Annotated in this window: 22 protein-coding genes; 3 read left to right on the top strand and 19 right to left on the bottom strand. The window is 60.1% G+C overall.

All coding sequences use genetic code 11. The annotated features are described in order from the left end of the window. Positions 1-305: 305 nt before the first annotated feature. The 10 genes from EYC95_RS17465 to ubiE form a co-directional block, all read right to left on the bottom strand. Positions 306-2222: a methyl-accepting chemotaxis protein gene (locus EYC95_RS17465; RefSeq protein ID WP_131061478.1), complete on the bottom strand. Its 1917-nt coding sequence runs from the start codon at positions 2220-2222 to the stop codon at positions 306-308. 266 nt (positions 2223-2488) lie between these two features. Then, complete coding sequence (locus tag EYC95_RS17460; RefSeq protein WP_131061477.1) at positions 2489-3196, bottom strand: 16S rRNA (uracil(1498)-N(3))-methyltransferase; 708 nt, start codon at positions 3194-3196, stop codon at positions 2489-2491. Beyond that, positions 3193-3987 carry a twin-arginine translocase subunit TatC gene (gene tatC / locus EYC95_RS17455; RefSeq protein WP_131061476.1) on the bottom strand — a complete coding sequence of 265 codons (795 nt, stop codon included), beginning with the start codon at positions 3985-3987 and terminating at the stop codon, positions 3193-3195. The genes EYC95_RS17460 and tatC overlap by 4 nt, the downstream gene beginning before the upstream one ends. Continuing rightward, complete coding sequence (gene tatB / locus EYC95_RS17450) at positions 3984-4427, bottom strand: Sec-independent protein translocase protein TatB (RefSeq protein WP_131061475.1); 444 nt, start codon at positions 4425-4427, stop codon at positions 3984-3986. Before tatB ends, tatC begins: the two co-directional genes overlap by 4 nt. 10 nt (positions 4428-4437) lie before the next feature. After that, complete coding sequence (locus tag EYC95_RS17445) at positions 4438-4716, bottom strand: twin-arginine translocase TatA/TatE family subunit (protein WP_010464483.1); 279 nt, start codon at positions 4714-4716, stop codon at positions 4438-4440. Between the two features lie 25 nt (positions 4717-4741). Beyond that, positions 4742-5074 (bottom strand): phosphoribosyl-ATP diphosphatase, encoded by a 333-nt coding sequence (locus EYC95_RS17440; protein WP_008047820.1) that lies wholly within the window; start codon positions 5072-5074, stop codon positions 4742-4744. Further along, positions 5067-5468 carry a phosphoribosyl-AMP cyclohydrolase gene (gene hisI / locus EYC95_RS17435; protein WP_054054645.1) on the bottom strand — a complete coding sequence of 134 codons (402 nt, stop codon included), beginning with the start codon at positions 5466-5468 and terminating at the stop codon, positions 5067-5069. The genes EYC95_RS17440 and hisI overlap by 8 nt, the downstream gene beginning before the upstream one ends. A gap of 81 nt (positions 5469-5549) precedes the next feature. Further along, entirely contained in the window at positions 5550-7154 is a 1605-nt protein-coding gene (gene ubiB, locus EYC95_RS17430) for a ubiquinone biosynthesis regulatory protein kinase UbiB (protein WP_131061474.1), read from the bottom strand. Further along, a complete protein-coding gene (locus EYC95_RS17425; RefSeq protein ID WP_131061473.1) occupies positions 7151-7774 on the bottom strand; it encodes an SCP2 domain-containing protein in 624 nt (207 codons plus the stop codon). The genes ubiB and EYC95_RS17425 overlap by 4 nt, the downstream gene beginning before the upstream one ends. Further along, the gene (gene ubiE / locus EYC95_RS17420) at positions 7774-8544 is read right to left on the bottom strand and encodes a bifunctional demethylmenaquinone methyltransferase/2-methoxy-6-polyprenyl-1,4-benzoquinol methylase UbiE (RefSeq protein WP_007948968.1); all 771 of its coding nucleotides are present in this window, start codon (positions 8542-8544) and stop codon (positions 7774-7776) included. Before ubiE ends, EYC95_RS17425 begins: the two co-directional genes overlap by 1 nt. 155 nt (positions 8545-8699) lie before the next feature. Here ubiE and EYC95_RS17415 point away from each other — a divergent pair, with 155 nt between their 5' ends. The 3 genes from EYC95_RS17415 (at position 8700) to EYC95_RS17405 (ending at position 10370) form a co-directional block, all read left to right on the top strand. Beyond that, the gene (locus EYC95_RS17415; RefSeq protein ID WP_131061472.1) at positions 8700-8975 is read left to right on the top strand and encodes a polyhydroxyalkanoic acid system family protein; all 276 of its coding nucleotides are present in this window, start codon (positions 8700-8702) and stop codon (positions 8973-8975) included. A gap of 158 nt (positions 8976-9133) precedes the next feature. After that, complete coding sequence (locus tag EYC95_RS17410; protein ID WP_131061471.1) at positions 9134-9556, top strand: phasin family protein; 423 nt, start codon at positions 9134-9136, stop codon at positions 9554-9556. A 10-nt stretch (positions 9557-9566) separates the two neighbouring features. Further along, positions 9567-10370 (top strand): phasin family protein, encoded by an 804-nt coding sequence (locus tag EYC95_RS17405; protein ID WP_131061470.1) that lies wholly within the window; start codon positions 9567-9569, stop codon positions 10368-10370. Between the two features lie 194 nt (positions 10371-10564). Here the strand turns inward: EYC95_RS17405 and EYC95_RS17400 are convergent, their stop codons facing one another. The 9 genes from EYC95_RS17400 to argS all read right to left on the bottom strand — a co-directional run bounded on the left by EYC95_RS17400 (position 10565) and on the right by argS (position 21141). Further along, complete coding sequence (locus tag EYC95_RS17400) at positions 10565-11185, bottom strand: TetR/AcrR family transcriptional regulator (protein ID WP_131061469.1); 621 nt, start codon at positions 11183-11185, stop codon at positions 10565-10567. Between the two features lie 59 nt (positions 11186-11244). Next, complete coding sequence (phaC, locus tag EYC95_RS17395; RefSeq protein ID WP_131061468.1) at positions 11245-12927, bottom strand: class II poly(R)-hydroxyalkanoic acid synthase; 1683 nt, start codon at positions 12925-12927, stop codon at positions 11245-11247. A 115-nt stretch (positions 12928-13042) separates the two neighbouring features. Continuing rightward, entirely contained in the window at positions 13043-13897 is an 855-nt protein-coding gene (gene phaZ, locus EYC95_RS17390) for a poly(3-hydroxyalkanoate) depolymerase (protein WP_131061467.1), read from the bottom strand. Between the two features lie 143 nt (positions 13898-14040). Next, positions 14041-15720, bottom strand: a complete 1680-nt coding sequence (phaC, locus tag EYC95_RS17385; protein WP_131061466.1) for a class II poly(R)-hydroxyalkanoic acid synthase — start codon at positions 15718-15720, stop codon at positions 14041-14043. Between the two features lie 258 nt (positions 15721-15978). Next, entirely contained in the window at positions 15979-16356 is a 378-nt protein-coding gene (locus tag EYC95_RS17380) for a gamma-butyrobetaine hydroxylase-like domain-containing protein (protein WP_131061465.1), read from the bottom strand. A 128-nt stretch (positions 16357-16484) separates the two neighbouring features. Then, complete coding sequence (hslU, locus tag EYC95_RS17375; protein ID WP_131061464.1) at positions 16485-17822, bottom strand: ATP-dependent protease ATPase subunit HslU; 1338 nt, start codon at positions 17820-17822, stop codon at positions 16485-16487. 55 nt (positions 17823-17877) lie between these two features. Next, positions 17878-18408 carry an ATP-dependent protease subunit HslV gene (gene hslV, locus EYC95_RS17370; protein ID WP_007899242.1) on the bottom strand — a complete coding sequence of 177 codons (531 nt, stop codon included), beginning with the start codon at positions 18406-18408 and terminating at the stop codon, positions 17878-17880. Positions 18409-18698: 290 nt separating this feature from the next. Then, positions 18699-19403 carry an SPOR domain-containing protein gene (locus tag EYC95_RS17365; RefSeq protein ID WP_131061463.1) on the bottom strand — a complete coding sequence of 235 codons (705 nt, stop codon included), beginning with the start codon at positions 19401-19403 and terminating at the stop codon, positions 18699-18701. A 1-nt stretch (position 19404) separates the two neighbouring features. Further along, complete coding sequence (gene argS, locus EYC95_RS17360; protein WP_131061462.1) at positions 19405-21141, bottom strand: arginine--tRNA ligase; 1737 nt, start codon at positions 21139-21141, stop codon at positions 19405-19407. Positions 21142-21262: the final 121 nt, after the last annotated feature.

Here is a 21262-nt window from a genome sequence, read left to right as displayed (position 1 = left end):
CCCGCCAAGTCCAAAAAAAAGCTCTTTTCCCACGGTCTAAAGCGAGTGCAGTGACGGGCGGCCCTGTGTGTGGGGAGGGAGAATACAGCGAGCCGCCCCGCCCCCTCGTGGGCCGGCGAAGCAGTCGTAAATCCACACAACTCGGTCTGTCTGAACGGGCGCAGGGGGCCGCTTCGCAGCCGAACGGGGCGGTGCGACGTTTCGCTGAATCCCCTCGCCACAGGTTCTCGCTCGACTGATGATTGTCTTAAGTGAACAGCATTACTGTAGGAGCGAGGCTTGCCCGCGAAAGCATCACCTCGGTTTCAAACCTTGAACCGCCCAACCAGCATCTGAAGATGCGTCCCCAACCGTGCCAGTTCAACGCTGGAGGCCGCGGTCTCTTCACTGGCTGCCGAGGTCTGCTCAGACACGTCGCGCACGTTCAGCACGCTACGGTTGATCTCCTCGGCCACCGCGGTTTGCTGCTCGGCCGCCGCAGCGATCTGCTGGTTCATCGACTGAATCGCCGACACGGTGCGGGTGATGCTTTCCAGCGAGCTGCCGGCGCGGCGGGTCAGTTCGACGCTGCTGTCGGTCAGGCTGCGGCTGTTGTCCATGATGGTTGCCACTTGCTGGGTGCCGGTTTGCAGGCCGACGATCAGCTCTTCGATTTCCTCGGTGGACTTCTGGGTGCGCTGGGCCAGGCTGCGGACTTCGTCGGCGACCACCGCGAAACCGCGTCCGGCTTCACCGGCACGGGCGGCCTCAATCGCAGCGTTGAGTGCCAACAGGTTGGTTTGTTGGGCCACGGATTTGATCACGTCGAGCACGCTGCCGATTTTGTCGCTCTCGCGTTTGAGATCGCCCATGGCCGCGGTGGAATTACCGACTTCGAGGGCCAGGCGCTCGATCTGGGCGATGGCTTCGCCGACCACTTTGTCGCCTTCGCGAGCCTGTTGATCGGCGGCAACGGCGGCTTCAGAGGCTTCTTCGGCGTTACGCGCGACTTCCTGCACGGTGGCGGTCATTTCGTTCATTGCGGTCGCCACCTGGTCGGTCTCGACCTTCTGGCTGTTGACCCCGGCGCTGGTCTGCTCGGTCACGGCCGACAACTCTTCGGCGGCGCTGGCGATTTGCGTGACGCCATCGCTGATGCCACCGATCAGTTCGCGCAGGCCCAGGGTCATGCTCTGCATGGCGCGCTGGAGCTGGCCCAATTCGTCGCGACGCTCGGAAACAAGGTTTTGCGTAAGATCGCCAGCGGCCACGCGCTCGGCCACTTTGAGGGTCTGGTTCAACGGAACCACGATCTGGCGAGTGATTGCCCATGCCGCCAGCAAGCCAAACGCCACGGCCAGAACGGTGGCCATCAGCAGCAGGTTCTTGGCGTGCGCAGCGTCGGTGTCCCGGACGATGGTTTGCGAAACGGTGAGTTTTTTGCTGACGTCGAGCAGGATCTCGCCTTGCTCGGCCATGCGTTTGAGGGCGGCGGCGCTGGCAACCTGGGAGTCGCGGAACTGGCTGACGGCGGCGCGGTAGGCTTTGAGCGAATCGGTGGCCTGTTGCAGGTTGGCGATGTGCTGCTCCGGCAGTTTGGACGGCAGGCTTTCGAGGTTCTTCAGGGCGTTGTCGATGGCGTCCAGCGCCGGTTGCTCGGCCTCGGTCTTGCCGCTGTAGGTGTAGCCGCGAACCTGGAAGCGGGCCTGCTGAATCAGCTTGCTCAGGTCGATCACACTGTTGAAATCGGCGACGCTGTCGCCTTGCAGCATGGATTTTTCGACCTCGGCGACGCGGGCCACTGCGTTGTCGGCGGTCGCGCCCAGTTTGCTGCGGGCGTCTTCGCGGGTGGCGCCGGCCTGGGTCATCGCGATGAAGGCTTGCTTGTACTGGCCGACGGCGGCGAGTTGCTGGTCGATCATCGCCACGTCAGAAGGCTGTTCGATCAATTTGCGCGCGGTTTGCAGGCCGGCGTCGAGTCGGCTCAGCAGGTCGTTGACGGCGGCCGGGCCTTGTTCTCCGCGGCGCATGTCGTAGTCCATGCGGGCCAGGCGCAGGTCTTTGGTCAGGTCATTGAGACTGGCGATGAACCCGAGCTTGTCACCACGGCTCATCACGCCCGTCAGGCCGGTCCAGCCTGTAAAGGTGATCAGCAAGGTTAGCAGCAGCACCAGACCGAAGCCGATCCCCAGTTTGCGATTGACGCTTACGTTTCCCAGATTCTCGGCTAGCCAACGGTACATGCTGCTACTCCCTCGGACACTCATTGGTTTTATGGGAACTGTATCGGCAGGCGACGACTAATCTGTAGGCGCAACGCAATGTTCAGGCGAGTAAATACCTGTGGCGAGGGGACTTGTCGGACCGCCGCACCGCCCCGTTCGGCTGCGAAGCAGTCGCAAATAGGCAGATACGGTTTTGCAGGAAAAAAGCGGTGGCCGCTTAGCGCCCAAACGGGGCGATGCGGCGTTCCGACAAGCCCCCTCGCCACAGTGGACCGTGTTTGACCTTAAAAGAGGCGGGCGAGCAACGCAGTGACGGCGGTTTCGACGCGTAAGATGCGTTCGCCGAGTTGTACCGGTTGCAGACCGGACTTGGCCAGCAGGTCGATTTCGTAAGGGATCCAGCCGCCTTCGGGGCCGATGGCCAGGGTTACCGGTTCGTCCAGACCCCGGGGGCAGGGCGGGTAGTTACCAGGGTGGCCGACGAGGCCGAGAGTGCCTTCGGTAACGGCCGGCAGACGGTCTTCGACGAACGGCTTGAAGCGTTTCTCGATGACGATTTCCGGCAGTACGCTGTCCCGGGCCTGTTCCAGGCCGAGGATCAGTTGCTCGCGAATCGCCTCTGGCTCCAGAAACGGCGTTTGCCAGAAGCTCTTCTCGACGCGATAGCTGTTCACCAGAATGATTCGTGGCACACCCATGGCCGCCACGGTCTGAAACACCCTGCGCAGCATTTTCGGCCGTGGCAGGGCCAGCACCAGCGTCAGTGGCAGCTTGGCCGGTGGCGGCTGGTCGAGCGTGACGCGCAATTCGGCTTCATCGGCGTCCAGACGCAGCAACTCGGCCGAGCCCATCAGCCCACCGATACGCCCGACCCGCAAACTGTCGCCGACCACGGATCGATGAACTTCCTGCATGTGAGTCAGCCGGCGATCCCGCAGGATCACCCGGTCGGCCGCAATGAAGTCGGCCTCTTCGAGGAGCAGCAGGTTCACGGCTGGGTCGCTGGCGGCTGGTCGTTGTGGTCGTCAGCCGGCTGGTCGTCGGGATGTTCGCCGCGCTTGCTGATCAGGCCGCCGAACAGGATGCCGATCTCGAACAACAGCCACATCGGTACCGCCAACAGCGTCTGCGAGAAGATGTCCGGCGGCGTCAGGATCATGCCGACCACGAAGCAGCCGATGATCACGTACGGGCGGATTTTCTTCAGGTATTTGACGTCGACCACGCCGATCCACACCAGCAGCACCACGGCCACCGGGATCTCGAACGCCACGCCGAAGGCGAAGAACAGCGTCATGACGAAGTCGAGGTAGCTGCTGATGTCGGTCATCATTTCCACGCCGGCCGGGGTGGCGGCGGCGAAGAATTTGAAGATCAGCGGGAACACCAGGTAATAGGCGAAGGCCATGCCGGCGTAGAACAGCATGATGCTCGATACCAGCAAAGGCACGGCGATGCGTTTTTCATGCTTGTACAGACCCGGCGCGATGAAGCCCCAGATCTGATGCAGGATCACCGGGATCGCCAGGAACAGCGACACCATCATGGTCAGCTTTAACGGTGTCAGGAACGGCGACGACACGTCAGTGGCGATCATCGTCGCGCCCACGGGCAGATACTGGCGAAGCGGCGTCGAGACGAAGGTGTAGATCTGCTGGGTGAAGGCGAACAACCCGGCGAAGATAATGAAGATCGCCGCTACACAGCGCAGCAGGCGGGTACGCAACTCGGTGAGGTGCGAAACCAGCGGCATGTGCTGGTCATTTTCAGGAAGATCGCTCATGGGGCTCGCGGCGCCAGTGTTGGGTCATGAGGGGCCGGCGCAACAGGCGCAGCCGCAGGCGTGGCAGGTTCAACCGGTGGCGCTGCAACGACGGGCGTAGGCTCTGTGGCCGCCGGTGCAGGCACGGCGGCAGGAGCATGAATCGTCTGCTCCGCGACCGGCTCAACCGGCTGAACCGGTGTGGCTTCCTGCTGGGTCGGCGTGAAAATCTTCCGCGCCTCCTGTTCCAGCGACAGAATGTGCTCGTTGTGCAGTTGCCGACGAATCTCGTCGGCACCGATTTCACGTTCAACTTCCTGTTTGATCGCGTTGAAGCTGCGCTTCAGACGACCGACCCACAGGCCGGCGGTGCGCGCAGCACCCGGCAGACGCTCGGGACCCAGCACCAGCAGGGCGATGAGGCCGACGAGCAGCAGTTCAGAGAAGCTGATACCAAACATTAGTCAGTGCTCACACGTCTTTGCGGATCGGCTCTTCGACCTTTTGCGCCTGCACGTCGATGGTGTGCGGCTGGTTCACGGACTGCGTGGTCTGTGGCTGAACCGGTGGCACCGGTTGTGCCGGGGTAACAGTCGGATCAGCCGGTTTTTCGTCGTCGTTCATGGCTTTCTTGAAGCCCTTGATCGATTCGCCCACGTCAGTGCCGAGGTTTTTCAGTTTCTTGGTGCCGAACACCAAAACGACAACAACCAGGATGACGATCCAGTGTTTCCAGTCAAAAATGCCCATGTTGCTGCTCCTCTCTAATAGTTGTTCAGGCGGACGGGCGCGAGGCTTTCTCGGCGTGTCCGGACAGACCGAAACGACGGTCCAGTTCATCGAGCACAGCCTGCGGATGCTGTCCCAGTTGGGCGAGCATGACCATGCTGTGGAACCACAAATCGGCGGTCTCGTAGATCACATCGCTGCAGTCACCGCTGATGGCGGCATCCTTGGCGGCAATAATGGTTTCGACCGACTCTTCGCCGACTTTTTCCAGAATCTTGTTCAAGCCCTTGTGGTACAGGCTGGCGACATACGAGCTGTCGGCGGCGGCGCCTTTGCGCTCTTCCAGCACCTCGGCCAGACGGGTCAGAGTGTCACTCATGGGTGTGTCCTGCGGAATAGATAGCGTGCGGGTCTTTCAGAACCGGGTCGACGGTTTTCCAGTCGCCGTTCTCGAAGACGCGGTAGAAGCAGCTCTGACGGCCGGTATGGCAGGCGATATCGCCGATCTGCTCGACCATCAGGATGATCACGTCGGCGTCACAGTCCAGGCGCATCTCATGCAGTGTTTGCACGTGGCCGGACTCTTCGCCCTTGCGCCACAGCTTGCCACGGGAACGTGACCAGTAAATGGCACGGTTTTCGGCAGCGCTCAGTTCCAGTGCTTCGCGGTTCATCCAGGCCATCATCAGGACGCGCCCGGTCTTGTGATCCTGGGCAATCGCCGGCACCAGGCCATCAGCGTCCCACTTGATCTCGTCCAGCCAGTTTTTCATCTTCGACTCCGACAGCGGGTTCCACACTACATGAGTAGAACCCAAGCGTTGAAACAGTGTGCCAGCGTGCGGGGGCGCTGGCTATCGGCGAACGACCAGATACAAACCGACGGCCACCATGATGCCGGCCGGCCAATGGCCCAGTTCGTTCAACGGCCCACCGGCCGCGAGTATCGTGCCGCCTGCCAGGTGCGCAGAGCCGAGCAAGCGCATGAACCAGTCGTCCTTGCGCCGGTGCCACGGCGGCGGTGGGTCGTAAGCGTGCGGTTGGGACATGCGCTCAAGCAGGTCGCGGGCCATGTTGGCCAGGTGCGGCAGTTGTTCGAATTGGCTCTGCACGTTGCCGATCAAGGCTTTGGGGCTGACGCGTTCGCGCATCCAGCGTTCGAGGAACGGCTGGGCGGTGTTCCACAAATCGAGGTCCGGATACAGCTGACGGCCCAGGCCTTCGATGTTCAACAGGGTTTTTTGCAGCAGAACCAGCTGGGGTTGCACTTCCATGTTGAAGCGTCGAGCGGTCTGGAACAGGCGCATCAGCACCTGGCCGAAGGAAATATCTTTTAACGGTTTTTCGAAGATTGGCTCGCACACGGTGCGGATCGCCGCTTCGAATTCGTTGAGTTTGGTTTCCGCCGGCACCCAGCCCGAATCGATGTGCAGCTGCGCGACACGACGGTAATCACGCTTGAAGAACGCGAACAGGTTGCGCGCCAGGTAATCCTGATCTTCCGGGGTCAGGCTGCCGACGATGCCGCAGTCGATCGCAATGTACTGCGGGCTCCACGGGTTCACGGTGCTGACGAAAATGTTGCCGGGGTGCATGTCGGCGTGGAAGAAGCTATCGCGGAACACTTGGGTGAAGAAGATTTCCACCCCGCGTTCGGCGAGCATTTTCATGTCGGTGCGCTGGTCGGCCAGGGTCGCGAGGTCGGTGACCTGAATCCCGTAGATGCGCTCCATCACCAGCACTTTCGGTCGGCACCAGTCCCAATAGACTTGCGGCACGTAGAGCAGCTCCGAGCCGTCGAAGTTGCGCTTCAACTGGCTGGCGTTGGCCGCTTCGCGCAGCAGGTCGAGTTCGTCGTAGATGGTTTTTTCGTAGTCCAGTACCACGTCCACCGGGTGCAGCAGGCGCGCGTCGGCCGAGAGCTTTTCGGCGGCGCGGGCGAGGATGAACAGCCACGCGAGATCCTGCGCGATGATCGGTTTGAGGCCCGGGCGGATGACCTTGACCACCACTTCTTCACCGGTTTTCAGCTGCGCGGCATGCACCTGCGCCACGGAGGCCGAGGCCAGTGGCTCGACGTCGAAGCGGCTGAACACTTCACTGATCTTTTTGCCGAGCTGCTCTTCAATCAGCTTGATCGACACTTGCGAGTCGAACGGCGGCACGCGGTCCTGCAGCTTCATCAGCTCATCAGCGATGTCTTCAGGCAACAAGTCGCGGCGGGTGGACAGGATTTGGCCGAACTTGATGAAAATCGGTCCCAGGTCCTGCAACGCCAAACGCAATCGTGCGCCACGGCTCAGGTCCAGCGTCTTGCGTGGGAACCAGCGCCACGGTAAGGCGTAGCGCAGCGCCAGCAGAAACCAGGGCAATGGCAGGGCGAACAGCAGGTCATCGAGGCGGTAGCGAATCACAACGCGCTGTATGCGCAACAAACGGCGGGCGGCAAGCAGCTTCATGCGTTATCGCTTGGGTCGAGGGATCGGGAAAGGCGCTCGAAGCGCGCCTCGAGACGGTCCAGATCGAGTTTGATCTGGTCCAGTTCATTGAAACGGGCTTCAGCTTCGCGCTGACCGACGAGGGTGCGCGATTCTTCGGCCAGGTATTCGCCAAGATTCTGATTGAGGCTGGCGAACCCTTGCTGATACCAGCGTGCGCGGCTGCGCAGGTGACCGCCGACCAGTTGCGTGGCGACCGGTCCCAGCCAGCGCGAGAGTTCGTACTCCCAGTCCAGCTCAAGGTCCTGAAGGATCGCCGCCAGTTCCAGCAGCACGCCGCTGTCGCCGTCGAGTTCGACTTCGGGAGCATGCAGGACCGAAGTCTTGTCCTTGCTCATGGCCAGTTTCAGCAGGCTGGAGGCCGGTGCCCGCAAGGTGCAGTCGGCGCCGGTTTCCCAGTGAGACGCCAGCATCAGGCCTTCGTCGCTGGGCAGGATGAATAGCTGCAACGCCGGGCTGCGGCAGTCGACGGCAATCACCTTGCCGCTCAAATGCGCCAGCCTCGGCAGCGCCGTGCTGTCGAGACGCAGCACCCGGTTCAGACCGAGTTCAACGCTGGCGAGCAGGCCGGCCAGCAACATCAGGGTTTGATACCGCGGTGCAGGGCGACGATGCCTGCGGTCATGTTGTGGTAGGTCACGCGGTCGAAACCGGCCTCGACCATCATCGACTTCAGGGTTTCCTGATTCGGGTGCATGCGGATCGATTCGGCCAGGTATCGATAGCTTTCCGAGTCGTTGGTGATCAGCTTGCCCATCAACGGCATGAAGGCGAACGAGTAGGCGTCATAGGCTTTGGACATCAGCGCGTTGGTCGGCTTGGAGAATTCCAGCACCAGCAAACGACCGCCCGGTTTCAGCACGCGCAGCATCGAACGCAGGGCGTCTTCTTTATGCGTCACGTTGCGCAGGCCGAAGGCGATGGTCACGCAGTCGAAATGGTTGTCCGGGAACGGCAGTTTTTCAGCGTCGGCCTGAACGAACTCGACGTTGCCGGCCACACCCAGATCCAGCAGGCGGTCACGACCGACCTTGAGCATGGATTCGTTGATGTCGGCCAACACCACCTGGCCGGTCGGGCCAACGAGGTGCGAGAACTTCTTGGTCAGGTCACCGGTACCGCCGGCGATGTCCAGCACGCGGTTACCGGTGCGAACGCCCGACAGCTCGATCGCGAAACGCTTCCACAAACGGTGCATGCCGCCCGACAGGAGGTCGTTCATCAAGTCGTACTTGGCGGCTACCGAGTGGAAAACCTCAGCGACTTTTTCCGCTTTCTGGCTTTCCGGAACGTTTTTGAAGCCGAAGTGAGTGGTGGGTTCGGCATCGCTGCCTTTGCGCTGATCAGTCATATCGCTGTCACCAAAAGAGAATGCGGGACATTCTAATCCCGGTGGCCTGCTTTGTCTTGGCAAGGCTGCAGGTAAGATAGGTAACCACCGGGACGTTTTGCCGCAGCAGCGGTCAAGATGCTTCAGGAAAGTATTCATAAAGCAGGAGTCATTCGATGGCCCGTATTAGTGTTGAGCGTGCCCACGGCCTGGGCAAGGAAGCGGCCCGCGAGAAGGCCGACAAGTTGGCGCAAAAGCTGTCCGATCAATATGGTCTGGAACCGCAGTGGTCCGGTGACACCCTGAATCTCAAACGTTCCGGCGTTAAAGGCGCAGTGCATGTGAGCGAGGACTCGATCAAGGTCGATGTCGAACTGGGCCTGTTGATGTCGGCCATGAGCGGCACCATCAAATCGGAAATCGAGAAGGCCCTCGATAAAGCGTTGGCTTGACCGGCAGTGGATTTGTGAATGCAATTCCTGTGGGAGCGTTGTACCCAAACGTTTATGTCAGTTGTTAGGGTGCCGTTTCTAATTTTTCTCCCTACTTTGTGCCTGAGCCCGACACTTTCGCGGGCAGTTCCTCAAACCTTCTGCGCGTGAGGTGCACCATGGCCAAAGTTATTTTGAAGAAAAAAATCGACGCTTCGACGACTGCTCTGAGCGACGTTAAATCTTACGCCCGCAAGATCTGGCTGGCAGGCCTGGGGGCCTACACCAGGGTCGGCCAAGAGGGCAACGAGTACTTTCAAGAGTTGATCGTCGCGGGTCAAGCTGTTGAAAAAAAAGGCAAAGAAGTAGTTGCCGAGAAACTTGAAGCCGCTAACACAGAGATTGATGAAGCCAAGAGTGAGGTGAGCACATTCAAAGCCAAGGTCGAACTTCAACTCGACAAGGTCGAGAAGGCTTTTGACTCGCGTGTCGCAAGTGCCTTGAATCGTATCGGCATTCCGTCTAAACATGACGTTGAGACACTCTCTGCTAAGCTCGATGAGCTGACGGCATTGCTCGAACGCGTCGCGCGTAAATCTTAAGGAGAACGGGATGGCTGGTAAAAAGAACACCGAAAAAGAAGGCAGCTCTTGGATCGGGAAAGTCGAAGACTACTCCCGCAAAATCTGGCTGGCTGGTTTAGGCGTGTACTCGAAGATCGACACTGACGGCAGCAAGCTCTTCGATACATTGGTTAAAGACGGCGAGAAAGCCGAGAAGCTCACCAAGAGCGCTGTCGGCAAGAAAGTCGATGACGTCAAGGATTCCGCTTCGTCGGCCAAGTCGCGCATCAGCGGCGTGAAAGATCGTGCGCTGGGCAAGTGGGATGAGCTGGAAGGGGCTTTCGACAAGCGCCTGAACAGCGCCATTTCGCGCCTGGGTGTACCGAGCCGCAATGAAGTGAAAGCGCTGCACAGCAAGGTCGATACCCTGACCAAGCAAATCGAAAAACTCACCGGTGCCAAGGTGGCGCCTGTCGTAGCGAAAACCGCAGCGGCAAAAACTGCTGCCAAGCCGCTGGCAAAAGCTGCCGCTAAACCGGTAGCTAAAGCCGCGTCGAAAGTCGCGTCCGCAGCCAAGTCCGCTACTAAAACTGCCGCCGCTAAACCTGCAGCAGCCAAGGCAGCGGTCAAATCGGTCGCCGCCAAAGCCGCAGCCAAACCGGCCGCAGCGAAGAAGCCGGCAGTGAAAAAGCCGGCCGCGCCTAAAGCTGCCGCACCAAAACCAGCAGTGGCTGCCGCCAAACCGGCAACCTCGTCGACTCCGGTCAGCACATCGAACTCTGCTACCGCGCCGACTCCTGCTGTAACCCCGATTGCCGCGCCAGCTCCATCGACGCCAACCAGTCAGTCCTGATTTTCAGGGCTCAAGAAAACGCCCGGCCTGCAAAGGTCGGGCGTTTTTTGTTTGTGCACGGTTCTGCACACACGGCGGCCCCCTGTGGGAGCTAGCCTGCTAGCGATAGCGGTTCATCAGTAAACAACAATGTCGACGGATAAATCGCTATCGCTAGCAGGCTAGCTCCCACAGGGGGCGACGGTGTTCAGGGGTTATTCGTGTTCTTCCAGGTATTGGAGGGCCAACTGCTCCGTCGCCACCTTGATCGGCGGCAGCAAATGCGGCGCCACCAGCATCATGATCTGATACACCACCAACCTGACTTCCCCCTCGCGATCAAGAATCCGCTGATAGTCCAGCGAGAACAGCAGCGTCATGGTGATCTGCTCCACCAACTGCCCCAGCGCTTGCGTATCGCTGACCAACTGCCCCTGAGCCTTCAATCGTGCCAACAATGAAGCCAGCGTGCGCTTCAGTGCATTGAGCAGATTGCGGATGCCCTTGGCCAGTTTCGGCAAGCGCCCGGCCAGGTTCGACAGGTCCTGAAACAGAAACCGGTAATGGGCCAGCCGTTCGACGATTAAGTGCAGGAACAGCCAGTAGTCCTCTGGTGCCAACTCCACATCGGCCGGAGGATCAAGCAGTGGCGCAAGCTCGGACTGGAAACGCTCGAACAATCCGAGAATCAACGGTTCCTTGCCGTGGAAGTGGTAGTAGAGGTTGCCTGGGCTGATGCCCATTTCGTTGGCAACTTCCATGGTCGAAACGTTCGGTTCACCCTTCTGATTGAACAATTGCAGGGCACATTCGAGGATCCGGTCGCGGGTTTTCATCCAGTCTTCTTAATGGTCGAGTCATGCCACGGCAGTCGTGTGCCGTGGTTCGTTGTCAGTCAGCGCACGCGTACGTAAGTGCCGGGTGCCGCCTCCAGCGGTGGATAGTTCTGGTTGCCGAGGGTCATGTGGGTTTCTTTTTGCGCCCCCGAGCGCTCCTGAATCCAGCCCAGCCACTGTGTCCACCAGCTACCGTCGACTTGCTTGGCGTCGTAATACCAGGCCCGAGGGTCGCTGCTCAGTTTCGTGCCCTCGACGAAGTTGGCTTTCGGGTTCGATGGCGGGTTGAGGATGCTCTGCACATGACCGCTGTTGGACAGCACGAAGCGTCGTTCGCCACCCAGCAGCAGCGTCGAGCGATACACCGCATCCCACGGCGTGATGTGGTCGTTGATGCCGGCTACGCTGAAGCTGTCGACGTTGACTTTCTGCAAGTCGATCGGCGTGCCGCACACTTCCAGACCGCCCGGATGACCCAGCGGGTTGTGCTTGAAGAAGTCCAGGAGGTCGCCATGCAAGGCTGCCGGCAGGCGCGTGTTGTCGTTGTTCCAGTAGAGAATGTCGAACGCTGGCGGCTCTTTGCCCAGCAGGTAATTGTTGACGAAATAGCTCCAGATCAAATCGTTGGGGCGCATCCAGGCAAATACCTTGGCCATGTCGCGGCCGTCCAGCACACCTTTCTGATACGAACGACGCTTGGCCGCTTCCAGGGTCTGTTCATCGGCGAAAAGCGTGGCCGGGCTGTCCATCTGGCTGTCGAGCAGGCTCACCAGGTACGTCGCGCTGGACACCCGCCGCAGTTGCCGCTTCGCCTGCAAGTGGCCTTGCAGCGCGGCGATGGTCATCCCGCCGGCGCAAGCGCCCATCAGGTTGACCTCGCGAGCGCCGGTGATCGCCCGGCAGACGTTCATCGCTTCCTCCACCGCTTCGACGTAGGACGACAGGCCCCATTCGCGGTGCCGCACGTCCGGATTGCGCCAGCTGATCATGAACGTCTGCAGGCCGTTTTTCAGGGCGAACTGGACGAAGCTGTTGTGCGGGCTCAGGTCGAAAATGTAGTACTTGTTGATCTGCGGCGGCACCACCAGCAGCGGCTTTGAATACTGCTTTTCGCTCATCGGCTTGTACTGGATCAGCTCCAGCAGCTCATTGCGAAACACCACGGAACCGGTGGTGGTGGCGACCGTTTTGCCGACCTCGAAAGAGTGCTTGGTGACTTGTCTGGGTAAGCCATCGTTGTGCAGGAAGTCGTCGAGCAGATGGCTGATGCCGCGCACCAGGCTGTTGCCGCCGGAGTTGAAGATCTCCTTGATCGCCAGCGGATTGAGCAGGGTGTTGGACGGCGCCACGGCGTCATTGAGCAAGGCGAACGCAAAGTGGGCACGAGCGCGATCGTCGGGGCTCATGTTGCTCTCGTCGATCCAGCTTTTGACCTGCTTCTGCCAGCTCAGGTAGGCCTGCAAGCTGCGGCGATAAAACGGGTTGAGACTCCACGCAGGGTCGGCAAAACGATTGTCCTGCGGGTTGGTCGGGTGCAGGGTTTCGCCCAGCAGTACACGGCCCAGTTGGCCGCCCAGTTTCAAGGCATGTCGTGCGCTGTTCACCGGGTTGCGCAGGCCATGGGCGGCAACGCTGCGCAGGGTCGACAGCAGATCCCGGCCACGCAGGCCGGTGATCGCACTCTGTGCATTGATGAACGCGGCGGGTGTGGGCAAAAAGTCCCTCGCTGGTTTGTCGCGCATGTGTCAACACTCCTTCGTCTTTCAGGCCAAATACAAACACATCGAACCAGAACACCATAGACGCTGTTACGGGTTGTTGCGCGGTGCGGCGTCCTGCCGACCGACAATGGGCCGGTTAACCGCCCAATGGCGACGGATGCGGATGCATCACGGCACGCTGACGTTCCTCCTCGAGGAATTTCATGATGATCGGTGCCACGGCTTCGGCGCGCGTAATCAGGAACAGGTGCCCGTCATCGATGATGTGTAACTGAGCATTGGGGATTCGCCAGGCGAGCAAACGCATGTTGATCAGCGGAATCAGGGGATCGTCGTCGCCGGCCAGGACCAGGGTCGGCTGATGGATCTTGTGCAGCCAGTGAATGCTGGTCCAGCCAAGTCCGGCGAACAGCTGCCAGTAGTAACCGAGTTTGCCTGCCGAGCGAACCTTGGCGGCATGGCTGGCGGCCAGGGTCGGATCGCGACGGAACGAACCGCCATAAATCATTGGCGCAATACGGATCACGTGAGACGGCTGGATGTAGCGCCGTGGGCTGGCCATCATCCACAACACTTTCGGTTTGCCCGGCACCATTACCGCACCGGCCGCCGTGGCCGCCAGCACGAGTTTCTTGCAGCGCTCGGGATAGTCGTACGCGAATTGCTGGGCGAGGGCGCCGCCCCAGGAAACACCGATGACGTTGACTTGCCCGTAGTCGAGATAGTCGAGCATCCGCGTCGTGAGTTTCGCCAGGCCCGGAAAGCGATACGGCCGATTGGGCGTCGACGAACCGCCGACACCGGGTACATCGAAAGCGATGACTTCCAGGTCCGGGTCCAGCGCCGCGACGAACGGAAACACCAGCTCCAGGTTGGCGCCGATGCCGTTGAAAATCAGCAAGGGCGTCAAGTGAGGCTTGCCGGGGCGTACTGCCGTGCGGAGGGTCTGGCCATCCAGGTCGACAGTACGGAATATGAACGGTTGCGGCATGCTTCAGGCCCTGTGGGTTAATTATCCCGGTCCCCTGTAGGAGCGAAGCTTGCTCGCGAAGGCGTCAAGTCATTCGACATCCATGTTGGATGAATGACCGCTTTCGCGAGCAAGCTTCGCTCCTACAGAGGGCGGGGTGTTGGTTACCGCTCGTGTACGTAAGTGCCTGGCGCCGCCTCGCCTGCCGGGTAAACCTTGTTGCCCAGGCTCGCCGGGGATTTCTTCAGCTTGCCCGAACGCTCGGCCTGCCAGGCCTGCCAGTGCAGCCACCAGGAGTCAGTGTGCTTGGTGGAATTTTCTTGCCATTCTTCGGCTTTGACCGGCATGTCCGTGCTGGTCATGTAGCGCGATTTCGGGTTGCCCGGCGGGTTAAGAATGCTCTGGATATGCCCGCTGCTGGACAGCACGAATTCCACCTTGCCGCCGAACAACTGCGCCGACTTGTAGCAGGACTTCCACGGAGTGATGTGGTCGTTGGTGCCGGCCAGGGAAAAGATGTCGGCCGTGACCTGCTTCAGATCGATCGGCGTACCGCACACTTCCAGTGCATCGGGACGGATCAGTGGATTGCTTTTGAACATTTCGATCAGGTCGCCGTGGAATGCGGCGGTTAACCGTGTGGTGTCGTTGTTCCAGAACAGGATGTCGAACACCGGCGGCTCGTTGCCCAGCAGGTAGTTGTTGACCCAGTAGTTCCAGATCAAATCGTTGGGGCGCATCCAGGCGAAGACTTTCGCCATGTCGCGGCCCTCCAGCACACCGGCCTGATAGGAATGGCGCTTGGCGGCTTCGAGGGTCTGTTCGTCGACGAACAAGGCCACGTCGCTGTCCAGGGTGGTGTCCAGCACGCTGACCAGCAACGTCAGGGCGTTGACCTTCTTCTCGCCGATCGCGGCGTAGTGGCCCAGCAGCGCGGTGCAGGTGATGCCGCCGGAGCAGGCGCCGAGCATGTTCACGTCTTTGCTGCCGGTGATCGCGGTGACCACGTCGACCGCTTCCTTGAGCGCCTCGATGTAGGTCGACAGACCCCACTCGCGCTGCTCCTTGGTCGGGTTGCGCCAGCTGACGATAAACGTCTGCACGTTGTTGCGCAGACAGAAACGCGCCAGGCTTTTGTCCGGGCTCAAGTCGAATACATAGAACTTGTTGATCTGCGGCGGCACCACCAGCAGCGGACGCTCGTGCACCTGCTCGGTGATCGGGCGGTACTGGATCAGCTCCAGCACGTCGTTGCGGAACACCACCGCGCCTTCGGTCACGCCCAGGCTCTTGCCGACTTCGAACGCACCCATGTTGACCTGGCTCGGCATGCCGCCGTTGTGCACCAGATCCTTGGCCAGGTGCGAGAGGCCGTCGAGCAGGCTTTTACCACCCGTTTCGAAGAAGCGTTTGACCGCCGCCGGGTTGGCCGCACTGTTGGTCGGCGCCATGGCTTCGGTCATGAGGTTGATCACGAAATGCCCGCGGCTGACGTCTTTGGGCGGCAGATTGCTGTCGTCGATCCAGTCGTGGAGTTCCTTGCGCCACGCCAGGTAAGTTTGCAAATAACGTTTGTAGAGCGGGTTCTGGCTCCAGGCCGGATCGGCAAAGCGACGGTCATCGCTTGTGGGTAGAAGCTCCGATTTACCGAACAACACGTTCTTCAGTTCAAGGCCGAAATGGGCAACATGCCTGGCACTGTGAATCGGTTGTTTGATGGCCTGCCTGAGCACCATTCGAGCTGACGCCAATAAATCCTTTCCACGCAGCCCAACGACAGGATTCAGCCCCAAGGTGTTTTCCGAGGCTTGATACTTCAAGTCATCGTTATTCTTGTTACTCATCTACGACGCTCCATTGTCCTGAGACGAGTACCTGGGTCCAGCTGTGTAGTGACACAGCCAAGGCCAGGTACTTCTGCTCGGGTGACCGTTAATTCTGCATCGCTGCTTTTTACGGCAGAGAGCACTGCAGGGAACTTGCCAGCTCCATTGGTTACCCGAGTTTAATTTTTTTCGCAAGCGGGCCAATCATTGACCCAGAAGCGGAGCATTCAAACAGATGGAATTAGAAAATGCCCTCTAAAGAGCAAGAGGCTTGACCTAGAGCATCAGCTTGACGATGGATTCATTCGGATCGCGGGTTTTTCCGGCGGCTTTCAGTTCGCCAAGATAATCGTTCCAAAGGTCCTCCTGACGCACGCCCAACTGGTACAGATATTCCCAGGTGAACAGGCCGCTGTCGTGGCCGTCGTCGAAGGTCAATTTCAGTGCGTACTGACCGGCCGGTTCTACCTTGATCAGGCCTACGCCGATCTTGCCAAATTGCAGGATAGGTTTGCCGTGGCCCTGGACTTCCGCGGAAGGAGAATGCACGCGCAAGAACTCGGCGGGCAGGTGATGTTCCTCGCCGGACGCGTATTTCAGCGACAGGGTTTTCGAGGCTTTGTGCAGTTTGATGTCGGTGGGGAGTTGGGTCATGGCCTGAGTTCCGTTATGGATGGAACCCTGTAGGAGCGAAGCTTGCTCGCGAAAGCGTCAGTTCAGTCGACATGTATGTTGAATGAATGACCGATTTCGCGAGCAAGCTTCGCTCCTACAAGTTTGGCTTACAGAATATAACGGGACAGGTCTTCGTTCTGTGCCAATTCACCGAGGTGGCTGTTGACGTACTCGGCGTCGATCAGGATCACCTTGTCGTCGTGGGCGCTGGCCAGGTCGCCGGCGCTGAACGACACTTCTTCAAGCAGGCGCTCGAGCAAAGTGTGCAGGCGACGGGCACCGATGTTCTCGGTCTTCTCGTTGACCTGCCAGGCGATCTCGGCGATGCGCTTGATGCCGTCCGGCTGGAACTCGATGACCAGGCCTTCGGTTTTCAGCAAGGCGCAGTACTGCTCGGTGAGCGACGCGTGCGGCTCGCTGAGGATGCGTTCGAAGTCTTCCGGCGTCAGCGCCTTCAGCTCGACACGAATTGGCAGACGACCTTGCAGCTCCGGCACCAGGTCGCTTGGCTTGCTCAAGTGGAACGCACCGGAGGCGATGAACAGGATGTGGTCGGTCTTGACCATGCCCAGCTTGGTGTTGACGGTGCAGCCTTCGATCAGCGGCAGCAGGTCGCGCTGTACGCCTTCACGGGACACGTCGACGCCACCGGTGTTGCCGCGCTTGGCGACCTTGTCGATTTCGTCGATGAACACGATACCGTGCTGCTCGACGGCTTCCAGCGCCTTGGCCTTCAACTCTTCTTCGTTGACCAGGCGACCGGCTTCTTCGTCACGCACCAGTTTCAGCGCTTCCTTGACCTTGATCTTGCGGTTCTTCTTTTTGCCCTTGCCCATGTTGGCGAACAGGCTCTGCAACTGGTTGGTCATTTCTTCCATGCCCGGTGGCGCGGAGATATCGACGCCGGCCATTTCGGCGACTTCGATTTCGATCTCCTTGTCATCCAGCTGACCTTCACGCAGGCGCTTGCGGAACAGCTGACGGGTGTTGGAGTCGGCCGATGGCGCGTCGTCATTGTTGAAGCCCATGCGTGCCGGTGGCAGCAGCGCGTCAAGGATGCGTTCTTCGGCGGCGTCTTCGGCGCGGTGACGAACCTTGGTCATTTCCTGTTCGCGCAGCAGCTTGATCGCCGCGTCAGCCAGGTCACGAATGATCGATTCAACGTCGCGGCCGACATAACCGACTTCGGTGAACTTGGTCGCTTCGACTTTGATGAACGGCGCGTTGGCGAGTTTGGCCAGGCGACGGGCGATCTCGGTTTTACCGACACCGGTCGGGCCGATCATCAGGATGTTCTTGGGAGTTACTTCAACGCGCAGCTCTTCGGGCAGTTGCATCCGGCGCCAGCGGTTACGCAGCGCGATGGCGACGGCGCGCTTGGCATCGTCCTGGCCGATGATGTGGCGATTGAGTTCGTGGACGATTTCACGGGGAGTCATGGACATAATAATTGGCGGTCCTCAAGCAAAAGTAAGCCGTGGCGTGGTGGCCAAAACAGGCTTACTCAGCGAGGTCCTGCTCCTCAATGGTGAAGGTGTGGTTGGTGAATACGCAGATGTCGCCGGCGATACCGAGCGCGGTTTCGACGATTTCGCGAGCCGACAGATCGGTTTTCTTCAGCAGCGCGCTGGCGGCGGCCTGGGCGTAACCGCCACCGGAACCCATGGCGATCAAGCCTTCTTCAGGTTCGACCACGTCGCCGTTGCCGGTGATGATCAGGGAGGCGTCTTTGTTGGCGACCGCGAGCATGGCTTCGAGACGGCTGAGGGAGCGGTCGGTGCGCCATTCTTTGGCGAGCTCGACGGCAGCGCGAACCAGGTGGCCTTGATGTTTCTCAAGCTGGCCTTCGAAACGCTCGAAGAGGGTGAAGGCGTCAGCGGTGGCCCCGGCAAAACCGGCGATCACCTGGCCGTGGTACAGGCGACGAACTTTCTTCGCGTTGCCTTTCATCACGGTATTGCCGAGAGAAACCTGGCCGTCGCCGCCCATGACGACTTTGCCGTGGCGGCGAACTGAAACGATGGTGGTCAAGGGAGAGTCTCCACGCAGCGGGGCGAAAATGCCTTATGCAAACTCATATGGGGGTGGTGATGCGTTTTTCAACTGTAGGACTTGGCGGGGGACGAGCGGTGTAATAGCGGGGGAAGGTGTGTTGTCTGTTCTGGCGCCTTCGCGGGCAAGCCTCGCTCCTACAGGTAATGCACCGTTCACACATACGGCGAACGGTGCATTTTACGGCGTTCACAATAATGCGAGCGATGCGTTATCTGTAGGAGCGAGGCTTGCCCGCGAAGAACGATAACGCGGTGCCGCTGAGGAAATCAGCGGTTCTGGCGTTGTTGTAACAGCAGGTTGCTGAAGCCGGCGCCGGACAGTTGTTTCTGCGCCGTGGTCAGCTGTTCGCGGTTGCTGAACGGTCCGACCAAAACCCGATACCAGGTCTCGTCCTTAACGGTTCCGGATTCAACCGCCACCGCCTGGCCCAGCAGGATGATCTGGGCCCGAACCTTGTCCGCGTCAGTCTCCTTGCGGAAAGAACCGGCCTGCAGGAAGAACTTGGTCACCGGGGCCGCTTTGGACACCGGTGGCGCTGGCGGCGGAGTGATCCCGGCCAGTGCGGCCTGAGCCCGCGCGGTATCGATCTTCGCCGCTTGCTCTGGCGTGACCGGCGTCGTCGGAATGGCTGGCACTTGCGGCGTCGGCAGGGTTTTCTCCGGCACGGCATCCGGCGGTACGATGACTTCCGATTCCGGCAGCAGGGTGTAGAAGTCGTACTTCGGCTTCACCGGTTGCGTCGGGCTCGGCGGGGTCTTGTTAGCCTCGGCGATTTTGGCCTTCTGTTGCTCGATCCTCTCGCGCTTGACACTCTCGCTGCCCTTGCCTGGCTCCAGCTTCATCAGGAACACAATGAATGCGCCGACCGTCAGGCCGATGGCCATCCACAGCCAACCCGGGATCGGTTGCTTTGCAGGAGCTTGGTAACGGCTGGCGCCACGCTTGGGTGCAGGTTTTTTCTTGGCAGCCAACTTACATACGCTCCAGAGTTTCCAGACCCAAGAGTTCCAGGCCTTGCTTGAGAGTGCGGCCGGTCAGCGCGGCGAGGCGCAGACGGCTCTGCATTTGCGCCGGAGTGTCGGCACTGAGGATCGGGCAGTTCTCGTAGAAACTGGAGAACAGGCCGGCGACATCGTACAGGTACGTGCAGAGGATGTGCGGCGTGCCCTTGTCGCAAACGCTGTTCAGCACTTCGCCGAACTGCGCGAGCTTCGCCGCCAGCTCGTGTTCGTGCGCCGCTTCGAGGACGATCTGGCCTTCGACTTCGCTGAAGTCCTTGCCGAGTTTGCGGAACACGCCGGCCACGCGGGTGTAGGCGTACAGCAGGTACGGTGCGGTGTTGCCTTCGAAGTTCAGCATCAGGTCGAAGTTGAAGCTGTAGTCGCTGGTGCGATGCTTGGACAGGTCGGCGTATTTCACCGCGCCAATGCCCACGACCCTGGCGATGTTGCGCAATTCGTCTTCGGCCAACTCCGGGTTCTTGTCCTTCACCAGGGTGTAGGCGCGTTCCTGGGCTTCGGTCAGCAAGTCGATCAGCTTCACGGTGCCGCCATCACGGGTTTTGAATGGGCGGCCATCTTTACCGTTCATGGTGCCGAAGCCCATGTGTTCCATTTCCATCGGGTGCGTCACGAAACCGGCCAGGCGCGCGACCTGGAACACTTGTTGGAAGTGCAGGGCCTGACGCTGGTCGACGAAGTACAGCGCGCGATCCGCCTTCAACTGGCCGCTGCGGTAACGCACGGCCGCCAGGTCGGTGGTGGCGTAGAGGTAGCCGCCGTCAGCCTTGACGATGATCACTGGCAGCGGGTCGCCGTCGGCATTCTTGAATTCGTCGAGGAACACGCACTGGGCGCCGTTGCTCTCGACCAGCAGGCCGGCGGTCTTGAGGTCGTTGACCACGTTGATCAGGTCGTCGTTGTAGGCGCTTTCGCCCATCACGTCGGCCATGGTCAGTTTGACGTTCAGCAGTTCGTAGATTTTCTGGCAGTGCGACAGTGAGATGTCTTTGAACTTGGTCCACAGCGCCAGGCAGTCCGGGTCGCCGGCTTGCAGCTTGACCACCAGGCCACGGGCGCGGTCAGCGAACTCTTCGGATTCGTCGAAGCGTTGCTTGGCGGCGCGGTAGAAGTTTTCCAGGTCCGACAGCTCGTCGCTGGTGATCGGGTTTTCCTGCAGATAGGCCATCAGCATGCCGAACTGGGTGCCCCAGTCGCCGACGTGGTTCTGACGGACGACTTCGTCGCCGAGGAACTCCAGAACGCGCGCCACGCCGTCGCCGATGATGGTCGAACGCAAGTGGCCGACGTGCATCTCTTTGGCCAGGTTCGGTGCCGACAGGTCGACGACAGTGCGTTGTACTGGACCGGCCTTGCGCACGCCGATGTGCTCATCGGCCAGGGCGGCGTCCAGGCGAGAGGCCAGGGCATCAGTATTCTGGAAGAAGTTCAGGAAGCCCGGGCCGGCGATTTCGGTCTTGGTGACGTTTTCGTCAGTCGGCAGCGCAGCGATGATTTTCTCCGCCAGATCGCGCGGCTTCATGCCGGCCGGTTTGGCCAGCATCATGGCGATGTTGCTGGCGAAATCGCCGTTCTTCTTGTCACGGGAGTTTTCCACCTGGATCGCCGGCGACAGGCCTTCAGGCAACACACCTTCGTTGACGAGTTGGGTGATGGCTTGTTGGATCAGCTGGCGAATGGTGTCTTTCATGGTGTTCTCTTTCGACCGCAAGCGCGGCGGCGCTTCGATGCGCTGGTGGAAAAACTGGGCATTATCCGTTGCGAAGACGGGCTTGCCAACTATAGCGGGCAGGTTATGGGTATGTGGTGAC

The organism is Pseudomonas sp. BGI-2, assembly GCF_004310295.1.
Taxonomy (GTDB): domain Bacteria; phylum Pseudomonadota; class Gammaproteobacteria; order Pseudomonadales; family Pseudomonadaceae; genus Aquipseudomonas.
The sequence above is the reverse complement of the archived record's forward strand: the minus strand, read 5'-3'. Positions and strand labels throughout refer to the sequence as shown.